Here is a 22,779-nt window from a genome sequence, read left to right as displayed (position 1 = left end):
CCGGGAAGTACTACCAGGCAGACACACGGCGGGTGCTAACGTCCGTCGTGAAAAGGGCAACAACCCTAACCTCCAGCTAAGGTCCCCAAGTCATGGCTAAGTGGGAAAGGATGTGAGGATCCCAAAACAACCAGGATGTTGGCTTAGAAGCAGCCATCATTTAAAGAAAGCGTAACAGCTCACTGGTCTAAATAAGGGTCTTTGCGCCGAAAATGTAACGGGGCTAAAGCCATGCACCGAAGCTGAGGATTCCTCTTTGAGGAGTGGTAGCGGAGCGTTCCGTAAGCTGATGAAGGGAGACCTGTGAGGGCTCCTGGAGGTATCGGAAGTGCGAATGTTGACATGAGTAACGATAAAGAGGGTGAGAGACCCTCTCGCCGAAAGACCAAGGGTTCCTGCTTAAAGTTAATCTGAGCAGGGTTAGCCGGCCCCTAAGACGAGGCGGACACGCGTAGTCGATGGGAACCACGTTAATATTCGTGGGCCTGGTGGAAGTGACGGATCGCACAAGTTGTTCATTCTGATTGGATTGGATGGGCAGCGGAGCGGTTCCAGGAAATAGCTCCACCGTATAGACCGTACCCGAAACCGACACAGGTGGTCAGGTAGAGTATACCAAGGCGCTTGAGAGAACTATGTTGAAGGAACTCGGCAAATTGCACGCGTAACTTCGGAAGAAGCGTGACCCCATAGTAGGCAACTATTGTGGGGTGGCACAGACCAGGGGGTAGCGACTGTTTATCAAAAACACAGGGCTCTGCGAAGTCGCAAGACGACGTATAGGGTCTGACGCCTGCCCGGTGCTGGAAGGTTAAGAGGAGAGGTGCAAGCTTTGAATCGAAGCCCCAGTAAACGGCGGCCGTAACTATAACGGTCCTAAGGTAGCGAAATTCCTTGTCGGGTAAGTTCCGACCTGCACGAATGGCGTAACGACTTCCCCGCTGTCTCCAACATAGACTCAGTGAAATTGAATTCCCCGTGAAGATGCGGGGTTCCTGCGGTCAGACGGAAAGACCCCGTGCACCTTTACTATAGCTTTACACTGGCATTCGTGTCGGCATGTGTAGGATAGGTGGTAGGCTTTGAAGCAGGGACGCCAGTTTCTGTGGAGCCATCCTTGAAATACCACCCTTATCGTCATGGATGTCTAACCGCGGCCCGTTATCCGGGTCCGGGACAGTGTATGGTGGGTAGTTTGACTGGGGCGGTCGCCTCCGAAAGAGTAACGGAGGCGCGCGATGGTGGGCTCAGACCGGTCGGAAATCGGTCGTCGAGTGCAATGGCATAAGCCCGCCTGACTGCGAGACTGACAAGTCGAGCAGAGACGAAAGTCGGTCATAGTGATCCGGTGGTCCCGCGTGGAAGGGCCATCGCTCAACGGATAAAAGGTACGCCGGGGATAACAGGCTGATGACCCCCAAGAGTCCATATCGACGGGGTTGTTTGGCACCTCGATGTCGGCTCATCGCATCCTGGGGCTGGAGCAGGTCCCAAGGGTTTGGCTGTTCGCCAATTAAAGCGGTACGTGAGCTGGGTTCAGAACGTCGTGAGACAGTTCGGTCCCTATCTGCCGTGGGTGTAGGAATATTGACAGGATCTGTCCCTAGTACGAGAGGACCGGGATGGACATATCTCTGGTGGACCTGTTGTCCTGCCAAGGGCATAGCAGGGTAGCTATATATGGACGGGATAACCGCTGAAGGCATCTAAGCGGGAAACCCACCTGGAAACGAGTATTCCCTATCAGAGCCGTGGAAGACGACCACGTTGATAGGCCGGGTGTGGAAGTGCGGCAACGCATGAAGCTTACCGGTACTAATAGCTCGATTGGCTTGATCGTTCTCATTGACTATGCTCATCCCCCGGCGAACGCCAAAGCGTTCGTCCGGATCGATGATGCTTGAAGACGTGTTCAAATAAAAAAGGATGTGAAAACATCCACCAGCTTCTCAACACAAGTTGCGCTTCGCTGACCTGGTGGTCATGGCGGGGTGGCTGCACCCGTTCCCTTTCCGAACACGGCCGCTCGGCTGAGATCCGCAAAGCCCAAGCGCTTTGCGTAGCCGCGACAAATCCCAACGGGATTTGCGCTGGACGCGGGGTGGAGCAGCCCGGTAGCTCGTCAGGCTCATAACCTGAAGGCCGCAGGTTCAAATCCTGCCCCCGCAACCAAAACAAGCCCGCACACATGAGGGCTTTTTTATTGCCAATCAGCCCAGGACCTCGCCCCTCACAAGCGGCATGCACAAGGCAAAGCCGATAAGCGGGACGGGAAATCAACCAAATCCCCAAACAAAAACCTTCCTAAGCAATTCCAGCTCTACAAAATACCAACGCCAATGCCGCCGGTGCTTTGGTCCGTCGTAAGCATAGTGGGCTAATCCTTATCCGAATATTCAACTCTACTATCACAATTTCGAATGTGCTAAAGTAATTTCGCGTGCTGCTTTAAGTTTCCACGCACAGATTTCTGTTGGTCTTTCCAGGTCTGCTGTCTCGTTCAGCCGGAGTATTTGTTTTCATGCCGTAAATCGATGAACTTTCCAGGGAGGGGAACAATGCGAAAATATGCATCTTCTCGATCGGCAATACGGCGCGGGGGGCGTTGGTTTTCGTTCGGGCTATCGATCTCAAGCATCTTCTGCGCAGCCGGTCTTCTAACCGGAATTGCCGTTGCCCAGACACCTACCGACGAGCAACGCAACGAGGTCAGGGCGGCATGCCGTTCCGATTTCATCGCGCAATGCTCCGGCGTGCAGCCGGGCGGCGTCGAGGCGCTGACCTGCCTGCAGCAACATGATTCCACTCTTTCCGCCGCCTGCCGCAAGGCGGTGTCAGCGATCACCGCCAAGCCGAAATCGACATCTGCAGAACCATCTCAAACGGCGCCTGCTACGACAGGGGCGGCGACGTCGGCACCGGCACCGGCAGCCGGTGCTCAGACGGCGGCTCAACCGACCGAGGCGCAGCGCGATGCCGTCAAGTCAGCCTGCCGTTCCGATTTCATGGCGCAATGCTCCGGAGTGACCCCGGGAGGTGCTGCGGCACTCTCCTGCCTGCAGCAGCATAGCGCCCGCCTGTCGGCACCTTGCCAGCAGGCCGTTGCGGCCATCGGTGCAGCAGGCGCGCCCGCAGCCGGTGCAGGTGCTGCAACAGCTGCCATGCCTGTCTTCTCTCCGCGCGAGGAAATGATGATCGTGCGCGAGACCTGCGGGCCTGACTTCCGAGCTTTTTGCCGAATGGTGCCGATCGGCGGGGGGCGGGTCATCTCGTGCCTCCGGGACAATCTACAGCGCGTATCGCCAGCCTGCCACAGGGTGCTGACCTCGGGGCTGTAGCGGCCTTCCAATTCGTATCCGGTTTCGTTGGGAATGTCTGAGCGTCAGGCATTCTCCTGATGGTTCCGCACAGCCATTCCGCGATCGTCACAGCATGATCCGAAATCTCCGCATTCGATGAATTCAATGACGACACAAATGAAAGGCAGTTGCCATGTCATCGACTTCTCATCTATCGCGATTGAAACGAATATTGAGCTATTCCGCTGTTGTCGCCGGCCTCGTTCTGCCAACCCATGCATGGGCGGATGATGCAAAAGATCTTCTGAAGGCCATGTCCGATTTTCTGGTGGCGCAGAAGACAATATCCTTCAACTACCAGTCCTCACTCGAGGCGGTGACGCCGGACTTCGAGAAGCTGCAATTCGTCAGCTCGGGTACGGCCAATATCACCCGGCCTGACAAACTGCGCGTTACGAGAACCGGCGGCTTTGCCGATATCGATGTCAGCTTCGACGGTTCAACGCTGACCGTGCATGGCAAGAACCTCGACGCTTACGCGAAGATCGACGGTAAGGGCTCGCTCGATGATCTGATCGACAGGCTCGCCGATGCTGGCGTCGAGGCGCCGGGCGCCGATCTTTTGTCGGCGCATGTCTACGATATCCTGATGACTGACGTGACCGAGGCGAAGCACATTTCCAGCGCCTTCGTGGATGGCGTGGAATGCGAATATCTGGCCTTCCGTACGCCGGAACTCGACTGGCAGATTTGGATACAGACGGGACCGCAGCCGATACCGCGGCGCTATGTGATCACCAGCAAACACGTCGTCCAGGCACCGCAATACACGCTCGAGATCAGCGACTTCAAAAGCGGCGCGGATGTTGCCGCCACCTCCTACAACATCGAGATCCCGGACAATGCCAAGACCGTCGATCTGAGCGAACTTCAATCGATCGATGAGCTTCCGGCGCCTGCCGTTAGAGGAGAGATGCAATGACCCGCAGCAAGCTCTTTTTCGCCCTCTGCCTTGCCGCCGTAGTGACTTTCACGGATTTTCGCACGGAAGGGCAAGGTCCGCTGCCGGTGTCGATCGGCTTCGCCACACCGGCGGGTGCCGTCATCGGTCGGCCTCTGACGCCGCTCTCCTATGCCGGCGTTGCCCGCCGGACGACGCGTCGGGTTGTCCGGAGAACGGCGACGACCATTGCAGTCCTGCCTCCCGGCTGTATCTACGGCCCTTATTATGGCGGCTATTATTACCGCTGCGGCGGCATGTACTATGCCAAGAGCGGCGGCGTTTATGTGCAGGTGATCGTGCAATAGGCTCTCATGCGAGGCTAGAGCATTTCCGTTTTTCGGCGATTCCGGAACTGCTCTATCTCTTTGTTTTTACGCAATTCCGGACGAAAAACCGCTGCACACTTTTGCTGGAATTGCTCTATTGCGCCTTCATCTCCGCATCTGCGACCGCACGAGCTTTGCTGCGGCGCCTTCTGAACTCCTCAAGGCGCTGCAGCACGACGTAGAAGGAAGGAACGAACAGCACGGCAAGGCAGGTCGATGCGATCATGCCGCTGAAGACCGATATGCCGATCGACTTGCGGGCGGATGCGCCGGCTCCCGTTGCCAGGACGAGCGGCAGAACGCCGAGAATGAAGGCGAAGGATGTCATGAGGATCGGGCGGAAGCGCAGGCGGGCCGCCTCTACCGCGGCATCGAGTATCTCCATGCCTTCCTCACGCTTTTCACGGGCATATTCGACGATCAGGATGGCATTCTTCGATGCCAGCGCGATCAAAAGGATCAAGCCGATCTGGGTGTAGAGGTTGTTGGCGACACCCGCCGCCATCAGCGCGCCGACGGTGCCGAGGAGGGCGAGCGGTACGGCCAGCAGCACGGCAAGCGGCAGGATCCAGCTTTCATATTGACCCGCAAGCACGAAGTAGACGAGCAGCATGCCGAGCGCGAAGATATAGTAGATCTGTCCGCCGACCGCCTTTTCCTGATAGGAGAGCGCCGTCCACTCATAGCCGGTTCCTGTCGGCAAGGTCTGGTCGGCGATCTGCTCCATGACGTCGAGTGCCTGGCCGGAGCTGAAGCCGGCGGCAGGTCCGCCAACGATGGTTGCTGAGGGGTAGAGGTTGTAGAGGCTGATCAGTGAGGGGCCTTGCATCGGCTTGATATCGACAACGGTTCCGAGCGGCACCATCGTGCCATCGCCAGCCTTGACCTCCAGATTGCGGATATCGTCAGGACTGACGCGGAATTCCGGAGATGCCTGGGCATAGACCTGGAACGTGCGGCCAAACTTGTTGAACTGTGTCACGTAGCTCGATCCGACGTAGCCCGACAGCGCGGAGAAAACCTGTCCGACCGTGACGCCCAACGTCTCGGCCTTGATACGGTCGACCACGACCTCCAGTTGCGGCACGTTCGAGCGGAACGACGTGCTCAGCCTTTGCAGCGATGACTGGGCTTCGCCATTTTTCACAATCGTATCGGTAAGGGACTGCAACAGTGCATAGTCGGAAACACCATTCTTGAGCTCTACTTGCATCGTGAAGCCGCTGGCATTGCCGACGCCCTGGATGGGGGGCGGCACGATGACCAGGGTTTTCGCGACCAGTACGTTTTGCAGCGCGCCGTTCAGATGCTGGTAGATGGACAGGAGATCCTGACCCTTTTCCTTTAGCCTTTCGTCCCAGTCCTTCAGCACGACATATGCAACGCCGGCATTCTGCAGGCTGGCATTGTTGTCGAGAACGGATATCCCACTGATCGTCAGTACCTGATCGACGCCTGGTGTCGCTTGGGCGATCTTGCCGACCTCCGCCATGACAGAGTCGGTGCGCTCCTTGGAGGCACCATCCGGCAGTTGCGCGCCGATCAGGACGTAGCCCTGGTCCTCAATCGGCAGGAATGCAGTCGGCACGCGTGTCAGCCCCCAGACGGCGACGCCCATCAGCGCCAGCGCCAGAATAACCATGGCCGCGGCGTGGCGAGTCATCGAGCCGATCAGCCGGACGTATCCGTGTTCGCCCCAGCCGTAGATCCGGTTGAAGCCGCGATAGACGAAGTTCCGCTTCTCGGGAGGCACCGGGGTGCGCAGCCAGAGGGCGCATTGCGTCGGTTTCAGCGTCACGGCGTTGATGGCGCTGATCAGCGCCGTGGCGGCGATCACGAGAGCAAACTGGCGATAAAGCTGGCCCGTCAGCCCCGGCAGGAAGGCGGCTGGAATGAAAACGGCCATCAGCACCAGCGTAATGCCGATGACGGGGCCGAGCAGTTCTTCCATCGCCTTTTCGGCTGCCTGCCTGCCGGACATGCCCGCCTCGATATGTCTCGCGACACCTTCGACAATGACGATGGCGTCATCGACGACGATCCCGATGGCAAGGACGATTGCGAACAGAGTGGAGAGGTTGACGGTAAAGCCCATGGCCGCCATCGCCGCAAAGGCGCCGATGATGGTGACAGGAACAGTGGTTGCCGGTACGAGCATGGCTCGCCAGTCCTGCAGAAACAGCAGAATGACGATGAGAACGAGAACGCCTGCCTCGATCAGCGTGACATAGACTTCGTTGATCGACGCCTTGACGAATTTCGTCGTGTCGAAGGGGAGATGATATTCGAGGCCCGGCGGGAAGGCCCTCGCCAGTTCCGCCATCTTCACATCGACTGCCTGGGCCACAGCAATGGCGTTTGCTTCCGGCAATTGGGAGATACCGATGCCCGCAGCCGGTCGGCCATTTTGCATGAAGGTCTGGCTATAGGTCTGCGCACCCAATTCTACCCGGCCTATATCGCGGATGCGCGTTACCCGGCCGCCGTCCGTGCCATCGACTTTGACGATGATGTTCTCGTAGTCGACGGCATCATTCAGCCGGCCATTGATGTTCAGCGTGTATTGGAATGTCTGCCCTTGGGGAACCGGCGGAATGCCGATCTGACCGGCCGTGACCTCCTGGCTCTGTTGCTGCACGACATTGACGATATCCTGCGGCGTCAGCCCGCGGGCCTGCAGCAGGTTCGGATCCATCCAGATGCGCATGGCATATTGGCCGGCGCCGAAGACCGTGACATTGCCGACGCCGGGGAGGCGGGCAAGTTCGTTCTGCAGGTTGATGACGGCGTAGTTGGAGAGGAACAGGCTGTCATAACGGCCGTCCGGCGAAGTCAGGCTGACGAAGCCGAGGATCGCTGTCGATTTCTTCTGGGTGCAGACGCCCTGAACCTGCACCGACTGCGGAAGCGACGACATGGCGATCGCAACACGGTTTTGCACCAGGACCTGTGCCTGATCGGGATCGGTGCCGATGGCGAAGGTCACGGTCAATGAGTAGGTGCCGTCGCTTGCGCTGGTGGACTGCATGTAGAGCATGTCCTGCACGCCGTTGACCTGTTGCTCGATCGGCAATGCAACCGTATCGACGAGCGTCTTGGCGCTGGCGCCCGGAAAGCGGGTCGTCACCTGCACTGTCGGCGGAACGACATTCGGATATTGCGCCACCGGAAGTTGGAAGAGGGCCACCGCGCCGATGAGAACAAAGACCAATGCCAGAACATTGGCGAGCACCGGCCGTTCGATGAAGAAGCGCGAGATCATGCTGTTGTCCTTGGACGTTCAGATGAAGCGTGGTGGCTGATTTACTGCGTCGTCGTCGTAGCCTTTGCATCGGCGCCGGCTGCGGCCGGCTGCGCGTTCATATCGATTTTCTCGGGCGCAACCTTGCTGCCCGGGATTGCCTGCTGGATGCCCTGGATGACGACCCAGTCGGCCGGATCGAGACCGGATTCGATGACGCGGAGGCCCCCCTTGCGCTGGCCTGTCTTCACCTGTTTCTGTTCGATCATGTCGTCCTTGCCGAGAACGAGCAGGTAGCTGCCGAGCTGGTTGGTGGCGATCGCATCGTCGCGTACGAGCAGCGCCTTTTCATTGTGGCCGATAGGCACGCGAACGCGCACGAAGAGGCCGGGCAGCATGGCCTTGTCCTTGTTGTCGAACAGAGCTCGCACCTGAAGCGTGCCGGTCGATGCATCGAGCTGCGGCGAGACGTAGTCCAGATGTCCCTTGTGGGGATAGCCTTCCTCGGATTGCAGGCCAAGTTCGGCAGGGATGCTCGGCAGGTCCGTCTGCTTGAAGGTGCGTCCCTGCTTTCTCAACATATCCTTGATCAGCAACACCTGGGTTTCGCTGACGTTGAAATAGGCATAGATCGGATCCGTCTGGACGATGCTCGCAAGTTTGGTCGGGCCTGAGATGCCGACGAGTGTGCCGATATCGACGAGGTGGTTGGTCGCCGTGCCGTCGAAGGGGGCAAGCACTTCGGTATAGCCGAGGTTGATCGTCGCGAGTTCGAGATTGGCCTGGGCGTTGAGGATTGACGCGTTCGCTTCATCCAGCGTCGCCTTGGCGCTGTCAACGGCTGTCTGCGTGGTGACCTGTTGCTTCATAAGATTGACCTGACGGTCATATTCCTGCTTGGCGCCGACCTGGGACGCCTGTTGCGAGGCGAGCGATGCCTTTGCCTGGTCGAGCTGCGCCTGATAGGTATCGCGCTCGATGCCGAAGAGCTTGGTGCCTTTCGTCACCGTCGTGCCATCCTGATAATCGATCGATTGAAGATAGCCCTGGACGCGCGCTTCGATATCGACCGAGTTCAGCGGTGCGGTATTGCCGGTCAGATCGAAATAGAGGGTGATTGGCTCCTGGACCGGCTGGGCGACGCGAACGGCTGGCGGCGGAGGCGGGACGTAGGTATTGCTGCTTCCATCGCATGCAGAGAGCGCTGCCATGCCGATGAGCGTTACAAAAATCTGCAGACCCCGATGCAATCCCTCACGCATTGCTTCCGCCCCGACGATCTATGTGCCCCGGTCTTCATGCGTGCCTTCGCGGCGGCCCCCATAAGCCGCCGGGTGTTTCAGGCATGTGGTACTATGTCGCGGGGTCGCCTGAAATTGCAATAGCTTCTGGCATGCAATTTAGCTGTGCCTAAACGATTGATGGCCGCGTAGTCCGTACAACGGCTCAGTCTGCACATATTTGCATTCACTGCTGAGTGATGAGCAGCACGTAAGCCACGAACAGCATCAGGTGAACGGCACCCTGCATGAGATTGGTGCGGCCACTTGAAAAGGTAATGATACTGACGGCGATCGTCAGCACGAACATGACGAGATCCGGCCCTTGAAGCCCTAGCGTGACCGGGTGCCCGTAGAGGCGGCTGATTGCCAGCATGGCCGGCACAGTCAGGCCAATCGTCGACAGGACCGAGCCGAGAAAGATGTTGATGGAACGCTGCAGATGGTTGGCGACGGAGGCGCGCACGGCGCTGATCGCCTCGGGTGTCGCGACAAGCACCGCCATGACCACACCTCCAAAGGCTGTCGGAGCGTGCAGGGTTTCGATGACGTAGTCGATTGGCTTGGCAAGCTGTTCCACCAGGAAGACGACCGGTCCCATGTAGGCAAGCAGCAGAACGGCGTGATGCCATACCGCCCGATGGTGCCGCATGTTGACGATGTGCTGTTCATGGTGGTTGCCGTCTTCGGCGAAGTAGCGCTGATGGCGGCCGGTCTGCAACAGCAGGAATATGCTGTAGAGACCAATTGAGACGATGCCGAGAAACATTTGCCGCGGGGCTGAGGGGTGCGGACCATCCGGGCCGGCGAGAAAAGTCGGCATGACGAGGCTGAGGGTCGCGAGCGGCACGATGACGCCGAGATAGGCATTGGCGCCATGCAGATTGTGCTGCTGATCTTCCCGCCGCCAGGCGCCAAAGAGCAGCGACAGGCCAACCATGCCGTTCAGGATGATCATGACGACGGCAAACAGCGTGTCGCGGGCGAGCGTCGGATTATTTTCCCCATGCAGCATGACAGCCGAGATCGCCATCACTTCGATCGAGGTAATCGCAAGGGTCAGGATGAGGGTCCCGTAGGGCTCCCGAAGCTGCTCTGCCAGATGTTCGGCATGGCGAACGACCGACAGGGCTGACCCGAGCACGACGCCAAAAAGCCACAGGAAAATAAGGATGAACCAGAAAGGTTGAGATAGTTTCTCGAAGATTGTCTCAGAGAAAGCAAGGAAGGCGAGGCTGGTCGCGACGCTCACGCCAAAGAACCATTCCTCGCGGACGATGCCCGCCATATTGGTGGTGCGTAATGCGGAACTGTCAGTCATCGGGACCACTACCGGTCACGGAGTATACTCGCACTAAGACTAAGCGCGCTGCCATTTTCCTCTCCGCTCTCTCCGCCGCGTGGGCAAACCGAGCGGTACGGCTTGGCGGCGGCTGTGAGCGATTGTCTCACGCAGAAGGGCATTCCGCCTATCTAAAAATCATCGGCTCAGGTTCGGGACGATTCAATGATATTTCCGCTTCTCTCGCCCCAGAATTTCCGGGGCGTTGAGGCCGGCAATCGGCCTCGAGAGATCGGCGGGAATGTCGCCGGCGAGCTGGAGATCCAGATAGCGGGCGCAGCAGACGCGGAGGAACGAGGTGAAGTTGCCGAGATCATGGCCGGCATCGATCGACTCATGGTGCAGCCTGGTGATCAGCTGGACCACGTTCATGCCGTCGCGGGTGGCAATTTCCTCCAGCTTTGACCAGAAGAAATTCTCCAGCCTCACGCTGGTAACCATGCCGTCGATGCGCAACGACCGGGTGGTGCTTTCCCAGAGCCGCGCATCGGCCTTGATGAACAGTTCACACATCACGTTCCTCCCGCGGGTCCACTCAGGCGGCATTGGTCTCCAGGGTCTTTGCCGCATCAAGCACCGTCATGAACTGGCGCAGCCACGAGGGGTGGGCCGGCCATGCCGGTGCTGTAACGAGATTGCCGTCGGAGACGGCATCGGTAATGGCGATATCGGCATAGGTACCACCGGCAAGTTCGACTTCCGGGCGGCAGGCGGGATAGGCTGAGCAGGTGCGGCCCTTCAGCACGCCGGCAGCGGCCAAAAGCTGGGCGCCGTGGCAGATCGCGGCGACCGGCTTATCGGCATCGAAGAAATGCCTGACAGCCTTGATGACCTCGGGGTTGAGGCGCAGATACTCCGGCGCACGGCCGCCCGGAATGACGAGCGCATCGTAATCCTCGGCGCGAATGCTTTCGAATGTGGCGTTCAGTGCGAAGTTATGACCACGCTTTTCCGAATAGGTCTGGTCGCCTTCGAAATCGTGGATGGCGGTGGCGACCGTCTGGCCGGCCGTTTTGCCGGGGCAGACGGCATGGACCGTATAGCCGCAGGCAAGCAGCGTCTGGAACGGCACCATGGTTTCATAATCTTCCGTGAAATCGCCTGTAATCATCAGGATCTTGGACGCTGGCATTTCTTCCTCCCGTAAAAACCAACAGATGGACTTTAACAAAGGATCGCGGGCCGCGGGTACTAAGGGAATACTACACGGAATTCCCGATCAGATGGTCGCATGGGCTTTCACATCCGGGATGGCGCAGGCCTCACCGCCGCCGAACATGCGCGAACGGGTGAGGAAGCGTTTCTCGCGGCCGTTATCGAGCGAAAACATGCCGCCGCGGCCTGGCACGACGTCGATGATGAGCTGGGTATGCTTCCAGGCCTCGAACTGGCTGGCGCTGATATAGACGGGCACGCCGCCGATTTCACCGAGTTTCACGTCCTGGTCGCCGACAATGAAATCGTCCGTGGGGTAGCACATGGGTGAGGAGCCATCGCAGCAGCCGCCGGACTGATGAAAGAGGATCTCTGGATAATCCCGCTGGATTTCCTTGATGAGGTCGAGCGCTGCATCGGTTGCGAGCACGCGCGGTTCGCCATTGACCATTTGTTCCATGATTGCCTCCTCCAAGACAATGCCTCCTCCCCGTGAAGGGAGGAGGCGCGATAATAGCATGATCGACTGCTTCTCAGAAGAAGCCGAGCTTCTTCGGGCTGTAGCTGACCAGCATGTTCTTGGTCTGCTGATAGTGATCGAGCATCATCTTGTGCGTTTCACGGCCGATGCCGGACTGCTTGTAGCCACCGAAGGCCGCATGGGCGGGGTAGGCATGGTAGCAATTGGTCCAGACGCGGCCGGCCTGGATTTCCCGGCCGAAGCGATAGGCGCGGTTGCCGTCGCGGGTCCAGACACCGGCGCCGAGGCCGTAGAGCGTGTCGTTGGCGATCTCGAGCGCTTCCTTCTCATCCTTGAAGGTGGTGACCGAGACGACCGGGCCGAAGATTTCTTCCTGGAACACACGCATCTTGTTGTGGCCCTTGAAGATAGTCGGCTTGATGTAATAGCCCTCAGACAACTCGCCGCCGAGATCGTTGCGGGAGCCGCCTGCTAGCACCTGTGCGCCTTCCTGCTTGCCGATATCGAGATAGGCGAGGATCTTTTCCATCTGCTCGGTTGAGGCCTGTGCACCGATCATCGTTGCCGGATCGAGCGGGTTGCCCTGCGTGATGGCTTCGACGCGTTTGACGGCCCGTTCCATGAAGCGGTCATAGATCGATTCCTGGATGAGAGCGCGGCTCGGGCAGGTGCAGACTTCGCCCTGGTTCAGCGCGAACATGGCGAAACCTTCGAGCGCCTTGTCGAAGAAATCGTCGTCTTCGGCCGCCACATCGGCAAAGAAGATGTTGGGCGACTTGCCGCCGAGTTCCAGCGTGACCGGAATGAGGTTCTGGCTGGCATATTGCATGATGAGGCGGCCCGTCGTCGTCTCGCCGGTGAAGGCGATCTTGGCGATGCGCGGGCTGGAGGCGAGCGGTTTGCCGGCTTCGAGACCGAAGCCATTGACGATGTTGAGCACGCCGGGCGGCAGGAGATCGCCGACGAGTTCTGCCCAGAGTAGCAGCGAGGCAGGTGTCTGTTCGGCGGGCTTGATGACGACGCAGTTGCCGGCGGCGAGTGCCGGGGCCAGCTTCCATGTCGCCATCAGGATCGGGAAGTTCCAGGGAATGATCTGGCCGACGACGCCGAGCGGCTCATGGAAGTGATAGGCCACGGTATCATGGTCGATTTCGCCGATCGTGCCTTCCTGTGCGCGGATGCAGGAGGCGAAATAGCGGAAGTGGTCGATAGCGAGCGGAATGTCGGCCGCCATGGTTTCACGGATCGGCTTGCCATTGTCCCAGGTTTCGGCCTGGGCCAGAAGCTCCAGCTTGTCTTCCATGCGCTGGGCGACCTTCATGAGGATGTTGGAGCGCTCGGTGGTCGATGTACGGCCCCATTTTTCCTTGGCGGCATGGGCGGCATCGAGCGCGGCGTTGATGTCCTTTTCATCCGAGCGCGGGATTTCGCAGAGCTTGCCGCCGGTGACGGGCGTGACGTTGTCGAAATACTTGCCGCCGATCGGCTCACGCCATTCGCCACCGATGTAGTTGCCGTATCTCAGCTTGTACGGCGACTCGACGATTTTCTGATGAAGCATGTCATCCTCCCTTGATGAACGGTTCCGGATCGAACCATGGGAGGAAATCTGTGTCGCTTTCGCCTGACGGAACAGGGCGGCTCGCCAATACCGCAGTGCACAGTGTCGCAGAGTTGCGACAGGTTCCTAGAGCGCCACGAAAACGTGATTGAACCTTTCGGTCCGTCTCAGTGCAGGTCGAGCTTCTTCATCTTCCGGTGCAGCGTGGCGCGGCTGATGCCAAGGGCTGAAGCGGCCTGAGAGACATTGCCGTGCGTGCGCGATAGCGCGCGCAGCAGCGCCGCCTTCTCGGCTTCGGCCATCTCTTCTTCCTGTGAAACGCGGCCTTCATGCAGTGCATCGGAAGCCGGAATGCCGGCGGCGATGTGCCTGTCGTCAAGCTTGAGTGCAAGGCGGGCGGCACGCGTAGCGCCGAGAACGAGATCATGCCGGTCGACGGCGAGCAGCGCGTTGGCGGAATTGACGCCGGCCGGCACCATGACGAAGCGGGCACCTGCAAAGGCGGAACGGAAGAGGTTGAGCTCGATGCGCATCGCCGCATCACGCACGGCTTGCGACAGGATGCTGAGCGTCATCTCATTGACGTCGTCGCGGCAGGTGGAAATGTCCAGCGCAGCGGCCAGCAGGCCGCGGTGATCGCGGATCGGCGCAGTGGTGCAGCTCAGCTTGATGTTGGAGCAATAAAAATGCTGGTCACGGAAAACGGCGACGGCGCGGTCATCGGCGAGTGCCGTGCCGATGCCGTTGGTGCCGATGCTGGCTTCGGTCCAAACGGAACCGGTCCAGAGGCCGAGATCGTGGAACTCCTTGTCATTGCCGGCGGCGCCGCGGCGCTCAAGCGCAATGCCATCGCGATCCGTCAGCAGAAGGCAGCAGCCGGCCTTGCCGACGGTTGCAAAGAGCCGGTCGAGTTCCTCCCGGGCATCGGCGATCAACTGTTCGGATTGCTCCCGCGCCAGGCCAAATTCCTGCTCGGTGAGGCGTAGCGGCACGCGCTTATCTTCTGGCGCCAGTTGGTACATTGTCATGCAGCGCCGCCAGGAAGCCACGATTGGAGAGCTGGCCGCAGCGGAATTTTGCTGGGCGCACGTATAGACATGCTCCGCATGCGCGGATTGTTCGTGCATAGAGGCTCCTCCCAGAACTTGCGCATATTCTGATGTAAATATGGCAGCTTTGCAATCAGGCCGGCATGACGGCAGATTGCGTGAATGGAATTTGCCTGGTGGTGAGTGTCGCATTTCTGAGACAGTTGCGCTGTCCGCCCGAGCATCGTGATCGCGATAATATGACCAGCCGGCTGCTTGCCCGAGGCTGATTTTGCGGAGTAGCGCCGTATTTCAATGGATATAGCGGCCGGCGGGCGCCGGCTGCTGATATCGCGGACTTCACATTTCAGTGTTTGCGCTGGTGACAGTGAAACAGATCGCAGCGCGGCTTCGTAGTTTCCTCAGTAGGCAACAACGAAAGAAAAATCGCTATGCCGGGAATAAGTCTCACCTGGCGTTGTCTACCAGACAAGAGAACCTGTCGCAGCTGCTGACTAGGAGAGCAAAGCGATGATGAACAGACGATTGCTGCTGACCACAGCCGGACTTGGCGCCTTTGCCCTGCGCTTCGGTTTTGGCAGCCACGCCATGGCGGAGGAGAGCTTCGCCGTTACCCATACCGACGAAGAGTGGCGCAAGCTTCTGACGCCGGATCAATATTCGGTGCTGCGGCAGGAGGGAACGGAATATCCCTTCACAAGCCCGTTGCTGCACGAAGAACGCAAGGGCAATTTCGCCTGTGCGGGCTGCGATCAGGAGGCCTTTTCCTCGACCACGAAATTCGACAGCGGAACGGGCTGGCCGAGCTTCTGGGCGCCGCTTGACGACAAGGTCGTCGGCACGACGCGCGACACCACCTTTGGCATGGTGCGCGATGCCGTTCATTGCGGCCGCTGCGGCGGGCATCTCGGCCACGTCTTCAATGACGGGCCGAAGCCGACCGGCCTACGCTACTGCATGAACGGCGTGGCCATGACATTCCACCCGGCTTCTGCCTGATTGACGGATTACCCCGATGCTTCTCTTCGTCCTTGCCTATCTCGGTGGGGTGCTGACGATTGTCAGCCCCTGCATCCTGCCGGTGCTGCCCTTCGTTTTCGCCCGTACCGGCCAGCCTTTCCTGCGCAGCACGCTGCCAGCGGCTCTACCAGCTGGTGCGTGAGACCGGGCCGGTCGGCGACCACACGTTCGAGATCCATTTCCTCGATCCCGGCGTGCAGGCTTTCGCCTTCACCTTCGGCTGAACCAGCCCTCGACGCCTCTCGCTGCTGCTCGGCCCGTGGCGAAACAGGCGGTCAGCAGATAGCCGCCCGTTGGCGCCTCCCAATCCAGCATCTCTCCGGCTGCAAATGTGCCAGGGAGATGTTTCAGCATATAGGTCTCGTCGATTTCGCTGAAGGTAATGCCGCCGGCAGAGGATATGGCCTCGGCGATGGGGCGTGGGCGCAGCAATGGAACAGGCAGGGCCTTGATGGCGGCGGCGAGTTTGTGCGGATCGTTGCGATCGGTCTCAGGCATGAGCTCGCGCAGAAGTGCTGCCTTTACGCCGTCGAGGCCGGCGGCCTTGCGCAGGCGGTTGGAGAAACTTGTCTTGGTATCCTGCCGAACGAGATCACGAGACAGGCGTTCGAGCGTGCGGCCAGGAGCTAGGTCGATCGAGAGGGTTGCCTTGCCATGCTGCAACAGGTCGTCACGCAAAGCGGCCGAGTGGGCATAGACGAGGCTGCCTTCGATGCCGTGTTTGCTAATGACGAATTCGCCCGGAAATGTCCCGGTGCCTGATGTTGCCGTCACCGATTTCAGAGGCTCTCCGGCGAAGCGATCATGGAAGAGTTCGCTCCAGGCGACATCGAAACCGCAATTGGCGGGGCGAAACGGCGCGATCACTATGCCGCGTTCGGAGAGTAGCGGCACCCAACCGGCATCCGAGCCGAGACGCGGATAGCTGGCACCGCCGAGTGCGAGCAGTGTTGCGTCGCAGGAAATGGTCTTGCTGCTGTCGGGTGTTTCGAAAACATGGCCGCCTTCTGCAAAGCCGATCCATCGGTGGCGGGTGAAGAAGCTGACGCCGCGGGCTTCCAGACGGGCGAGCCAGGCGCGCAGCAACGGCGAGGCTTTCATGACCTCGGGAAAGACCCGGCCGGAGGAGCCGACGAAGGTCTCGGTGCCAAGGCCGGCCGCCCAGGCGCGGATATCGGCCGGGGTGAAGGCGTCGAGGGCGGAGCGCAGATGGGGATTGGCACCGCCAAAGCGGGTAGCGAAGCGCTCGTAGTCTTCGGAATGGGTGATGTTGAGGCCGGACTTGCCGGCGAGCAGGAATTTGCGGGCGAAGGTCGGCATCGCGTCATAGACGGAAACGGCATGACCGCTTGCCGACAAAACTTCGGCTGCCGAAAGGCCGGCGGGGCCACCGCCGATGATCGCGATTGTCTTTTGTTTCATAGCGCCTTCTTGGCGCGGGCGGTCAACGAGCGCAAGCCCTACGGCATCGGCCCGAAAATCGGATTCGATTTTCGGAAAGCCCGATGCGTCGATTCAAAGAGTAGAGCGTCCTTTGTGCGTCCGAACGGGCGCACGGCGCTCTAATGATGCGGATGCACGCACTTGCCGTGATCGGCCAACACCTCGATGACCCGGCATTGATCGACGCGGCCATGGCCACAGCCTTCGACCATCTGTTCCAGCTCGGCCTTCAGGGCGTTGAGGCTGCGGATGCGCTGTTCAACCTCGATCAGGCGAGCCTTGGCGATGGCATCGGCGGATGCGCAGGACTGGTAAGGGTCGTCCTGCAGCTGCAGCAATGTGCGGATTGCATCGATCTCGAAGCCGAGTTCGCGGGCGTGGTGGATGAAGGCGAGGCGGTTGAGGTCTGATGGTTCGTAGGAGCGCTGATTGCCCTCGCTGCGGCTCGGCGCCGACAGCAGGCCGATGCCCTCATAATAGCGGATCGTCGGGACCTTGACGCCGCTCTGGCGGGCAGCCTCACCGATGGTGATCTTTTTCATGATTTTCCTCTTGCACCTCTAGTCGCTAGAGGATGTAGGAACGATACTGCTTACAAGCAAGGATCGAAATCATGAGCGAAGCAGCACAGGCACGGTACCGGGTTGGCGGCATGGATTGCGCCGCCTGCGCAACGAAAATCGATACGGCCGTCAGGCGCGTGCTCGGAGTCGAAGACGTCTCCGTGTCGGTGACAGCAGGTACGATGACGGTGCGCCACGATGGCAGCAGCGATCTCAAAGCGATCGAGAAGAGGGTGACCGGCCTCGGCTATTCGGTTGCTCCGCTCACGGGCAACGCACCTGCTCGCGAGAGCAAGACCGGCCATGATCATGCGCATCACGACCATAATCACCATGGGCATGAGCATCATGATCACGACCATCACGATCATGCTGGTCATGATCATTCCGGTCTCGATCATTCGCACGGCGCCGAGGAGGTCGAGGGGCTGCACGGCCATGATCATGGGCCGATGACCGGTCCCTGGTGGCAGAGCAAGAAGGGCCGGTTGACGATCCTTTCCGGCCTCGCACTCGTTGCCGCCTATGTGCTCGGCCATCTGGTGCCATCGATCGCTTCCTATGCCTTCATCGTTGCCATGCTGGTCGGGCTGGTGCCGATCGCGCGCCGTGCGGTGATGGCCGCACTTTCCGGCACGCCCTTTTCGATCGAAATGCTGATGACGATTGCCGCTGTCGGCGCCGTCATCATCAATGCTGGCGAAGAGGCGGCGACGGTCGTCTTCCTGTTCCTCGTCGGCGAGTTGCTGGAAGGAGTGGCTGCCGGCAAGGCGCGCGCCAGCATCCAGTCACTGACGACGCTGGTGCCGAAGAACGCTCTGCTCGAGACGGGTGGCGAGGTGAAGGAAGTACCGGCCGAGACGCTTTCCGTCGGTTCCGTCATTCTCGTGCGGCCGGGAGACCGGATTTCCGCCGACGGTACAATTGTTTCTGGTGAGAGCGCTATCGATGAGGCGCCGGTGACGGGCGAAAGCACGCCGGTGCGTAAGGGGGCAGGCGAGACGGTTTTCGCCGGCACGGTCAATGGCGATGCCGCATTGCGTGTGCGTGTCACGGCCGCTGCCGAGGACAATACGATTGCCCGCGTCGTCAAGCTGGTGGAGGAGGCACAGGAATCGAAGGCGCCGACGGAGCGTTTCATCGACCGCTTCTCCCGCTACTATACGCCTGGTGTCGTCGTCGTGGCGGCTCTGGTCGCCGTTTTGCCGCCGCTGCTGATGGGCGGGGCATGGGGCGAATGGGTCTACAAGGGTCTCGCAATCCTGCTGATCGGCTGCCCCTGTGCGCTGGTCATTTCCACGCCGGCGGCGATTGCCGCCTCGCTTTCGGCGGGTGCGCGCCGCGGTCTGCTGATGAAGGGCGGAGCGGTTTTGGAATCGCTCGGTAAGGTGACGGCCGTTGCCTTCGACAAGACCGGCACGTTGACCGAGGGCAAGCCGCAAGTCACCGATGTCATTTCCTATGGACGCACCGAGGCAGAAGTGCTTTCGCGCGCTGCTGTTCTGGAGCAAGGCTCCAGCCATCCGCTGGCGCTTGCGATCCTTAATCGCGCCAAGGCCGATGGCGTACCCGTGCCGCCAGCTTTCGAAGTCGAAGCGCTGCCCGGCAAGGGCATGACCGGCAAGGTGGGTGGGGAGACGCTCGATCTCCTGTCACCGCCGGCTGCGCGCGAGCGCGGGGCGCTGAATGCGGAACAGGACGAACAGGTCGCGGTGCTGAACGGCGCGGGCAAGAGCGTCTCGGTACTGCTCGTCAATGGTGTCGCTGCCGGTCTCATTGCTATGCGCGACGAGCCTCGTGAAGACGCAAAGAGCGGGCTTGCAACGCTGAAGGCAGCGGGCGTGCGCGCCATCATGCTGACCGGCGACAACAAGCGCACGGCGGCAGCCGTTGCCGGCGATCTCGGCATCGACTGGCGCGGCGAACTCCTGCCGCAGGACAAACAGCGCATTGTTGGCGAACTGAAGAAGGAAGGTCTGTTCGTTGCCAAGGTGGGTGACGGCATTAATGACGCGCCGGCACTTGCCGCTGCCGATGTCGGCATCGCCATGGGTGGAGGCACCGACGTGGCGCTGGAAACGGCGGATGCGGCTGTGCTTCATGGGCGTGTCGGCGACGTAGCCCGGATGATCGACCTTTCGAAGCGGACGATGCGCAATATCTTCCAGAACATCACCATCGCGCTCGGGCTGAAGGCCGTGTTCCTGGTCACCACCATCATCGGCATTACCGGCCTGTGGCCGGCGATCCTCGCCGATACGGGTGCGACCGTGCTGGTGACGATGAATGCGCTTCGGCTTCTTCAGATAAAGACATAAAGATTTCTTTATATCATCTTGACGTTGCGATGCGGCAGGTGCATGCTTGCCCCATCGTTGGTTCTTGGGATCTGTTGATCCCAAGCTAAGAGGGAATTCGGTGCGGCCATTGCCAAGACCGAAGCTGCCCCCGCAACTGTAAGCGGAGAGACACCGTCCTTCGACGTCACTGGGAAGACGCCCGGGAAGACTGGACGATGTCGATGACCCGCAAGCCAGGAGACCTGCCGCGATAGATAACGTCCACGGGCGGGGTGTCCCGGTGTGCCGCTTTGCGCGAGACGGCATTCCCATGGCCGGATCTCGTCGATGCGTCGTGCCGCAGCCTTGCCCATAACCTTCGGGGTAAGGAAAATGACTATCAAGACTGCAAATCTCGGCTTTCCCAGGATCGGAAAGCATCGCGAACTCAAATTCGCATTGGAAAGTTACTGGGCCGGCAAATCCGATGCCGGCGCGCTTCTCGATGTCGGCAAGCGGCTGCGGGCGGAAAGCTGGCTCCTGCAGAAGCAGAAGGGGATCGATATCATCCCTTCCAACGATTTCTCATTTTACGACCATGTGCTCGATACGGCGGTCATGGTCGGTGCCATTCCCGCCGCCTATGGCTGGAAGGGCGGGCAAGTTTCTCTCGACACCTATTTCGCGATGGCGCGCGGCTCCACCGGCGAAGAGGCGCATGCCGATTGCGGCCATCAGCACCATCACGGGCATGGCGTGCCGGCGCTGGAAATGACAAAATGGTTCGACACGAACTACCACTACATGGTGCCGGAACTCGGCCCGGATCAGACCTTCGCCCTGACGGCGAACAAGCCACTTGATGCCTTCATCGAGGCCAAGACACTTGGCATCGACACCCGGCCAGTCATCCTGGGTCCGGTCACCTTCCTGAAACTCGCCAAGGGAAGCGAAGAAGGTTTTGCGCCGCTCGACCTGCTTGCACGCTTGTTACCTGTTTATGCAAAAGTACTGGCAGAACTTCGTGCAGCCGGTGCCGACTGGGTGCAGATCGACGAACCTTGCTTCGGGCTCGATCTTTCACAGGAAGAGCAGGCAGCACTGCAGCATACCTACCGTGCGCTGCATGAATTGGTGCCCGACCTGAAGATCATGCTCGCCACCTATTTCGGCGAGATCGGCGACAATCTGCCGACGGCGCTCTCGCTGCCGGTTGCCGGCCTGCATGTCGATCTCGTTCGCGCTTCACAGCAGATCGATGCCCTTCTCAAGACACCCAGCGATCTGACATTTTCGCTTGGCGTCATTGACGGGCGCAATATCTGGAAGGCAGACCTTGTGGCGATCCGGAAAAGGATCGAGCCGCTTGTCGAGCACTTTGGTGCGGACCGGCTACAGATCGCGCCGTCCTGTTCGTTGCTGCACGTGCCGATCGATTTGGAACTGGAGAGCGGGCTGGATGGTGAGCTGAAATCATGGCTCGCCTTCGCTGCCCAGAAGCTCGATGAGCTCGCAGCGCTCGGCGATGCCGGCAAGGCCTCTCAGGTGATTGCGGCAGCCTCGCGGGCCGTTGCATCGCGCGCCGCATCTACGCGCGTACATGATCTGAAGGTCAGACAGCGGGTTGCCGCGATCGACGAGGCGATGAAGACACGCAGCAGCGATTTTGCCGAGCGGACCGGACTGCAGGAGCGTAAGCTTCGCCTGCCGCTGTTCCCGACGACGACGATCGGCTCCTTCCCGCAGACATCAGATGTTCGAAAGTCCCGCTCCGCTTTCGCCAAGGGCACGATCAGCGAGGCGGACTACGATGCCTTCCTGAAAAAGGAGACCGAAGCGGCGATCCGCTGGCAGGAGGAGATCGGCCTGGACGTGCTCGTCCACGGTGAATTCGAACGCAACGACATGGTGCAGTATTTCGGTGAGCAGCTTTCCGGCTTCGCCTTCACGCAGCATGCCTGGGTGCAGAGCTATGGCTCCCGTTATGTCCGACCGCCTGTTATCTTCGGCGACGTCTCCCGGCCGAAGCCGATGACAGTGGAGTGGTGGCGCTATGCGCAGTCGCTGACGGAGAAGCCCGTGAAGGGCATGCTGACCGGGCCGGTGACGATCCTCAACTGGTCCTTCGTGCGCGACGATCTCTCTCGTGCCGATGTCAGCCGGCAGATCGCGCTGGCGATCCGCGACGAGGTGCTCGATCTCGAGAGGGCCGGTGCGGCGATGATCCAGATCGACGAGGCGGCGCTCCGCGAAGGCCTGCCGCTGCGCAAGGCCGACTGGAAGACCTATCTCGACTGGGCCGTCGAGAGTTTCCGCCTATGCGCCTCCGGCGTGGCAGACGAAACGCAGATCCATACGCATATGTGCTATTCGGAGTTCAACCAGATCATCGATGCCATCGCGGCGATGGATGCCGATGTGATCTCCATCGAGACGTCACGTTCGAAGATGGAACTGCTGGAGGCCTTCCGCAGCTACAAATATCCGAACGAGATCGGCCCCGGCGTCTACGACATCCATTCGCCGCGCGTTCCCGATGTCGCGGAGATGACGGAGCTTCTGGCGCTGGCGCGCGAGCGTCTGACGGACGGGCAGCTCTGGATCAATCCGGATTGCGGATTGAAGACACGCAGGTGGGAAGAGGTTCGCCCGGCGCTTGTCAACATGGTCGCTGCCGCCCGAATATTACGACATGCCGCATCGACGATTCGGGCCTGAACCTGGACTCGAAAATCAG

Annotated in this window: 18 protein-coding genes, 1 tRNA gene, 1 rRNA gene and 1 riboswitch (1 of these 21 only partly in view); of the genes, 10 read left to right on the top strand and 10 right to left on the bottom strand. The window is 59.9% G+C overall.

Annotated features, from left to right (window positions below):
• The 5 genes from AC1DM5_RS10675 to AC1DM5_RS10655 all read left to right on the top strand — a co-directional run.
• Nucleotides 1-1,840: ribosomal RNA gene (locus AC1DM5_RS10675) — 23S ribosomal RNA — on the top strand (it extends 959 nt beyond the left edge of the window).
• Between the two features lie 255 nt (nt 1,841-2,095).
• Nucleotides 2,096-2,172 (top strand) — tRNA-Met (locus AC1DM5_RS10670).
• A gap of 386 nt (nt 2,173-2,558) precedes the next feature.
• On the top strand, nt 2,559-3,338 hold the full coding sequence (locus AC1DM5_RS10665; RefSeq protein ID WP_477818079.1) for a cysteine rich repeat-containing protein: 780 nt from the start codon (nt 2,559-2,561) through the stop codon (nt 3,336-3,338).
• A 154-nt stretch (nt 3,339-3,492) separates the two neighbouring features.
• Complete coding sequence (locus AC1DM5_RS10660) at nt 3,493-4,281, top strand: DUF2092 domain-containing protein (RefSeq protein WP_477818080.1); 789 nt, start codon at nt 3,493-3,495, stop codon at nt 4,279-4,281.
• Nucleotides 4,278-4,607, top strand: a complete 330-nt coding sequence (locus AC1DM5_RS10655) for a hypothetical protein (protein WP_477818081.1) — start codon at nt 4,278-4,280, stop codon at nt 4,605-4,607. The genes AC1DM5_RS10660 and AC1DM5_RS10655 overlap by 4 nt, the downstream gene beginning before the upstream one ends.
• 115 nt (nt 4,608-4,722) lie before the next feature.
• On the opposite strand, the gene AC1DM5_RS10650 is transcribed toward AC1DM5_RS10655, so the two are convergent.
• From AC1DM5_RS10650 to AC1DM5_RS10615, 8 genes are all read right to left on the bottom strand, one after another.
• A complete protein-coding gene (locus tag AC1DM5_RS10650; RefSeq protein ID WP_477974962.1) occupies nt 4,723-7,890 on the bottom strand; it encodes an efflux RND transporter permease subunit in 3,168 nt (1,055 codons plus the stop codon).
• 41 nt (nt 7,891-7,931) lie between these two features.
• Nucleotides 7,932-9,131, bottom strand: coding sequence for an efflux RND transporter periplasmic adaptor subunit (locus tag AC1DM5_RS10645; RefSeq protein WP_477818083.1), 1,200 nt, complete (start codon nt 9,129-9,131; stop codon nt 7,932-7,934).
• A gap of 205 nt (nt 9,132-9,336) precedes the next feature.
• Complete coding sequence (locus tag AC1DM5_RS10640) at nt 9,337-10,470, bottom strand: calcium:cation antiporter (RefSeq protein ID WP_477818084.1); 1,134 nt, start codon at nt 10,468-10,470, stop codon at nt 9,337-9,339.
• Between the two features lie 183 nt (nt 10,471-10,653).
• A complete protein-coding gene (locus tag AC1DM5_RS10635) occupies nt 10,654-11,004 on the bottom strand; it encodes a ribbon-helix-helix domain-containing protein (protein ID WP_007820318.1) in 351 nt (116 codons plus the stop codon).
• Between the two features lie 22 nt (nt 11,005-11,026).
• Nucleotides 11,027-11,623: a DJ-1/PfpI family protein gene (locus AC1DM5_RS10630; protein WP_477818085.1), complete on the bottom strand. Its 597-nt coding sequence runs from the start codon at nt 11,621-11,623 to the stop codon at nt 11,027-11,029.
• A gap of 87 nt (nt 11,624-11,710) precedes the next feature.
• On the bottom strand, nt 11,711-12,106 hold the full coding sequence (locus AC1DM5_RS10625) for a DUF779 domain-containing protein (protein WP_477818086.1): 396 nt from the start codon (nt 12,104-12,106) through the stop codon (nt 11,711-11,713).
• A 73-nt stretch (nt 12,107-12,179) separates the two neighbouring features.
• A complete protein-coding gene (adh, locus tag AC1DM5_RS10620) occupies nt 12,180-13,688 on the bottom strand; it encodes an aldehyde dehydrogenase (protein ID WP_477818087.1) in 1,509 nt (502 codons plus the stop codon).
• A 167-nt stretch (nt 13,689-13,855) separates the two neighbouring features.
• Complete coding sequence (locus AC1DM5_RS10615) at nt 13,856-14,815, bottom strand: helix-turn-helix domain-containing protein (protein ID WP_477818088.1); 960 nt, start codon at nt 14,813-14,815, stop codon at nt 13,856-13,858.
• Nucleotides 14,816-15,247: 432 nt separating this feature from the next.
• Between AC1DM5_RS10615 and msrB the strand changes: the two genes are divergently transcribed.
• Genes msrB through AC1DM5_RS10600 form a run of 3 tightly spaced genes read left to right on the top strand, consistent with a single transcriptional unit; the run spans nt 15,248 to nt 15,981 of the window.
• Nucleotides 15,248-15,736 carry a peptide-methionine (R)-S-oxide reductase MsrB gene (gene msrB / locus AC1DM5_RS10610; protein WP_477818089.1) on the top strand — a complete coding sequence of 163 codons (489 nt, stop codon included), beginning with the start codon at nt 15,248-15,250 and terminating at the stop codon, nt 15,734-15,736.
• 16 nt (nt 15,737-15,752) lie between these two features.
• A complete protein-coding gene (locus AC1DM5_RS10605) occupies nt 15,753-15,899 on the top strand; it encodes a hypothetical protein (protein ID WP_477818401.1) in 147 nt (48 codons plus the stop codon).
• The gene (locus AC1DM5_RS10600) at nt 15,892-15,981 is read left to right on the top strand and encodes a hypothetical protein (RefSeq protein WP_477818090.1); all 90 of its coding nucleotides are present in this window, start codon (nt 15,892-15,894) and stop codon (nt 15,979-15,981) included. The genes AC1DM5_RS10605 and AC1DM5_RS10600 overlap by 8 nt, the downstream gene beginning before the upstream one ends.
• Here AC1DM5_RS10600 and AC1DM5_RS10595 read toward each other — a convergent pair.
• Both AC1DM5_RS10595 and AC1DM5_RS10590 read right to left on the bottom strand, forming a co-directional pair.
• Entirely contained in the window at nt 15,968-17,179 is a 1,212-nt protein-coding gene (locus AC1DM5_RS10595; RefSeq protein ID WP_477818091.1) for a TIGR03862 family flavoprotein, read from the bottom strand. The genes AC1DM5_RS10600 and AC1DM5_RS10595 overlap by 14 nt on opposite strands.
• Before the next feature lie 140 nt (nt 17,180-17,319).
• Nucleotides 17,320-17,742 (bottom strand): MerR family transcriptional regulator, encoded by a 423-nt coding sequence (locus AC1DM5_RS10590; protein WP_477818092.1) that lies wholly within the window; start codon nt 17,740-17,742, stop codon nt 17,320-17,322.
• Nucleotides 17,743-17,813: 71 nt separating this feature from the next.
• On the opposite strand from AC1DM5_RS10590, the gene AC1DM5_RS10585 reads away from it, so the two are divergent.
• The gene (locus tag AC1DM5_RS10585) at nt 17,814-20,081 is read left to right on the top strand and encodes a heavy metal translocating P-type ATPase (protein ID WP_477974960.1); all 2,268 of its coding nucleotides are present in this window, start codon (nt 17,814-17,816) and stop codon (nt 20,079-20,081) included.
• Nucleotides 20,082-20,121: 40 nt separating this feature from the next.
• Nucleotides 20,122-20,327: riboswitch (cobalamin riboswitch) on the top strand.
• Between the two features lie 108 nt (nt 20,328-20,435).
• Nucleotides 20,436-22,760, top strand: coding sequence for a 5-methyltetrahydropteroyltriglutamate--homocysteine S-methyltransferase (gene metE / locus AC1DM5_RS10580; protein ID WP_477818094.1), 2,325 nt, complete (start codon nt 20,436-20,438; stop codon nt 22,758-22,760).
• Nucleotides 22,761-22,779: the final 19 nt, after the last annotated feature.

It is taken from the genome of Rhizobium sp. 01T437, assembly GCF_056398505.1.
This window is presented reverse-complemented; position numbering and strand designations above follow the sequence as displayed.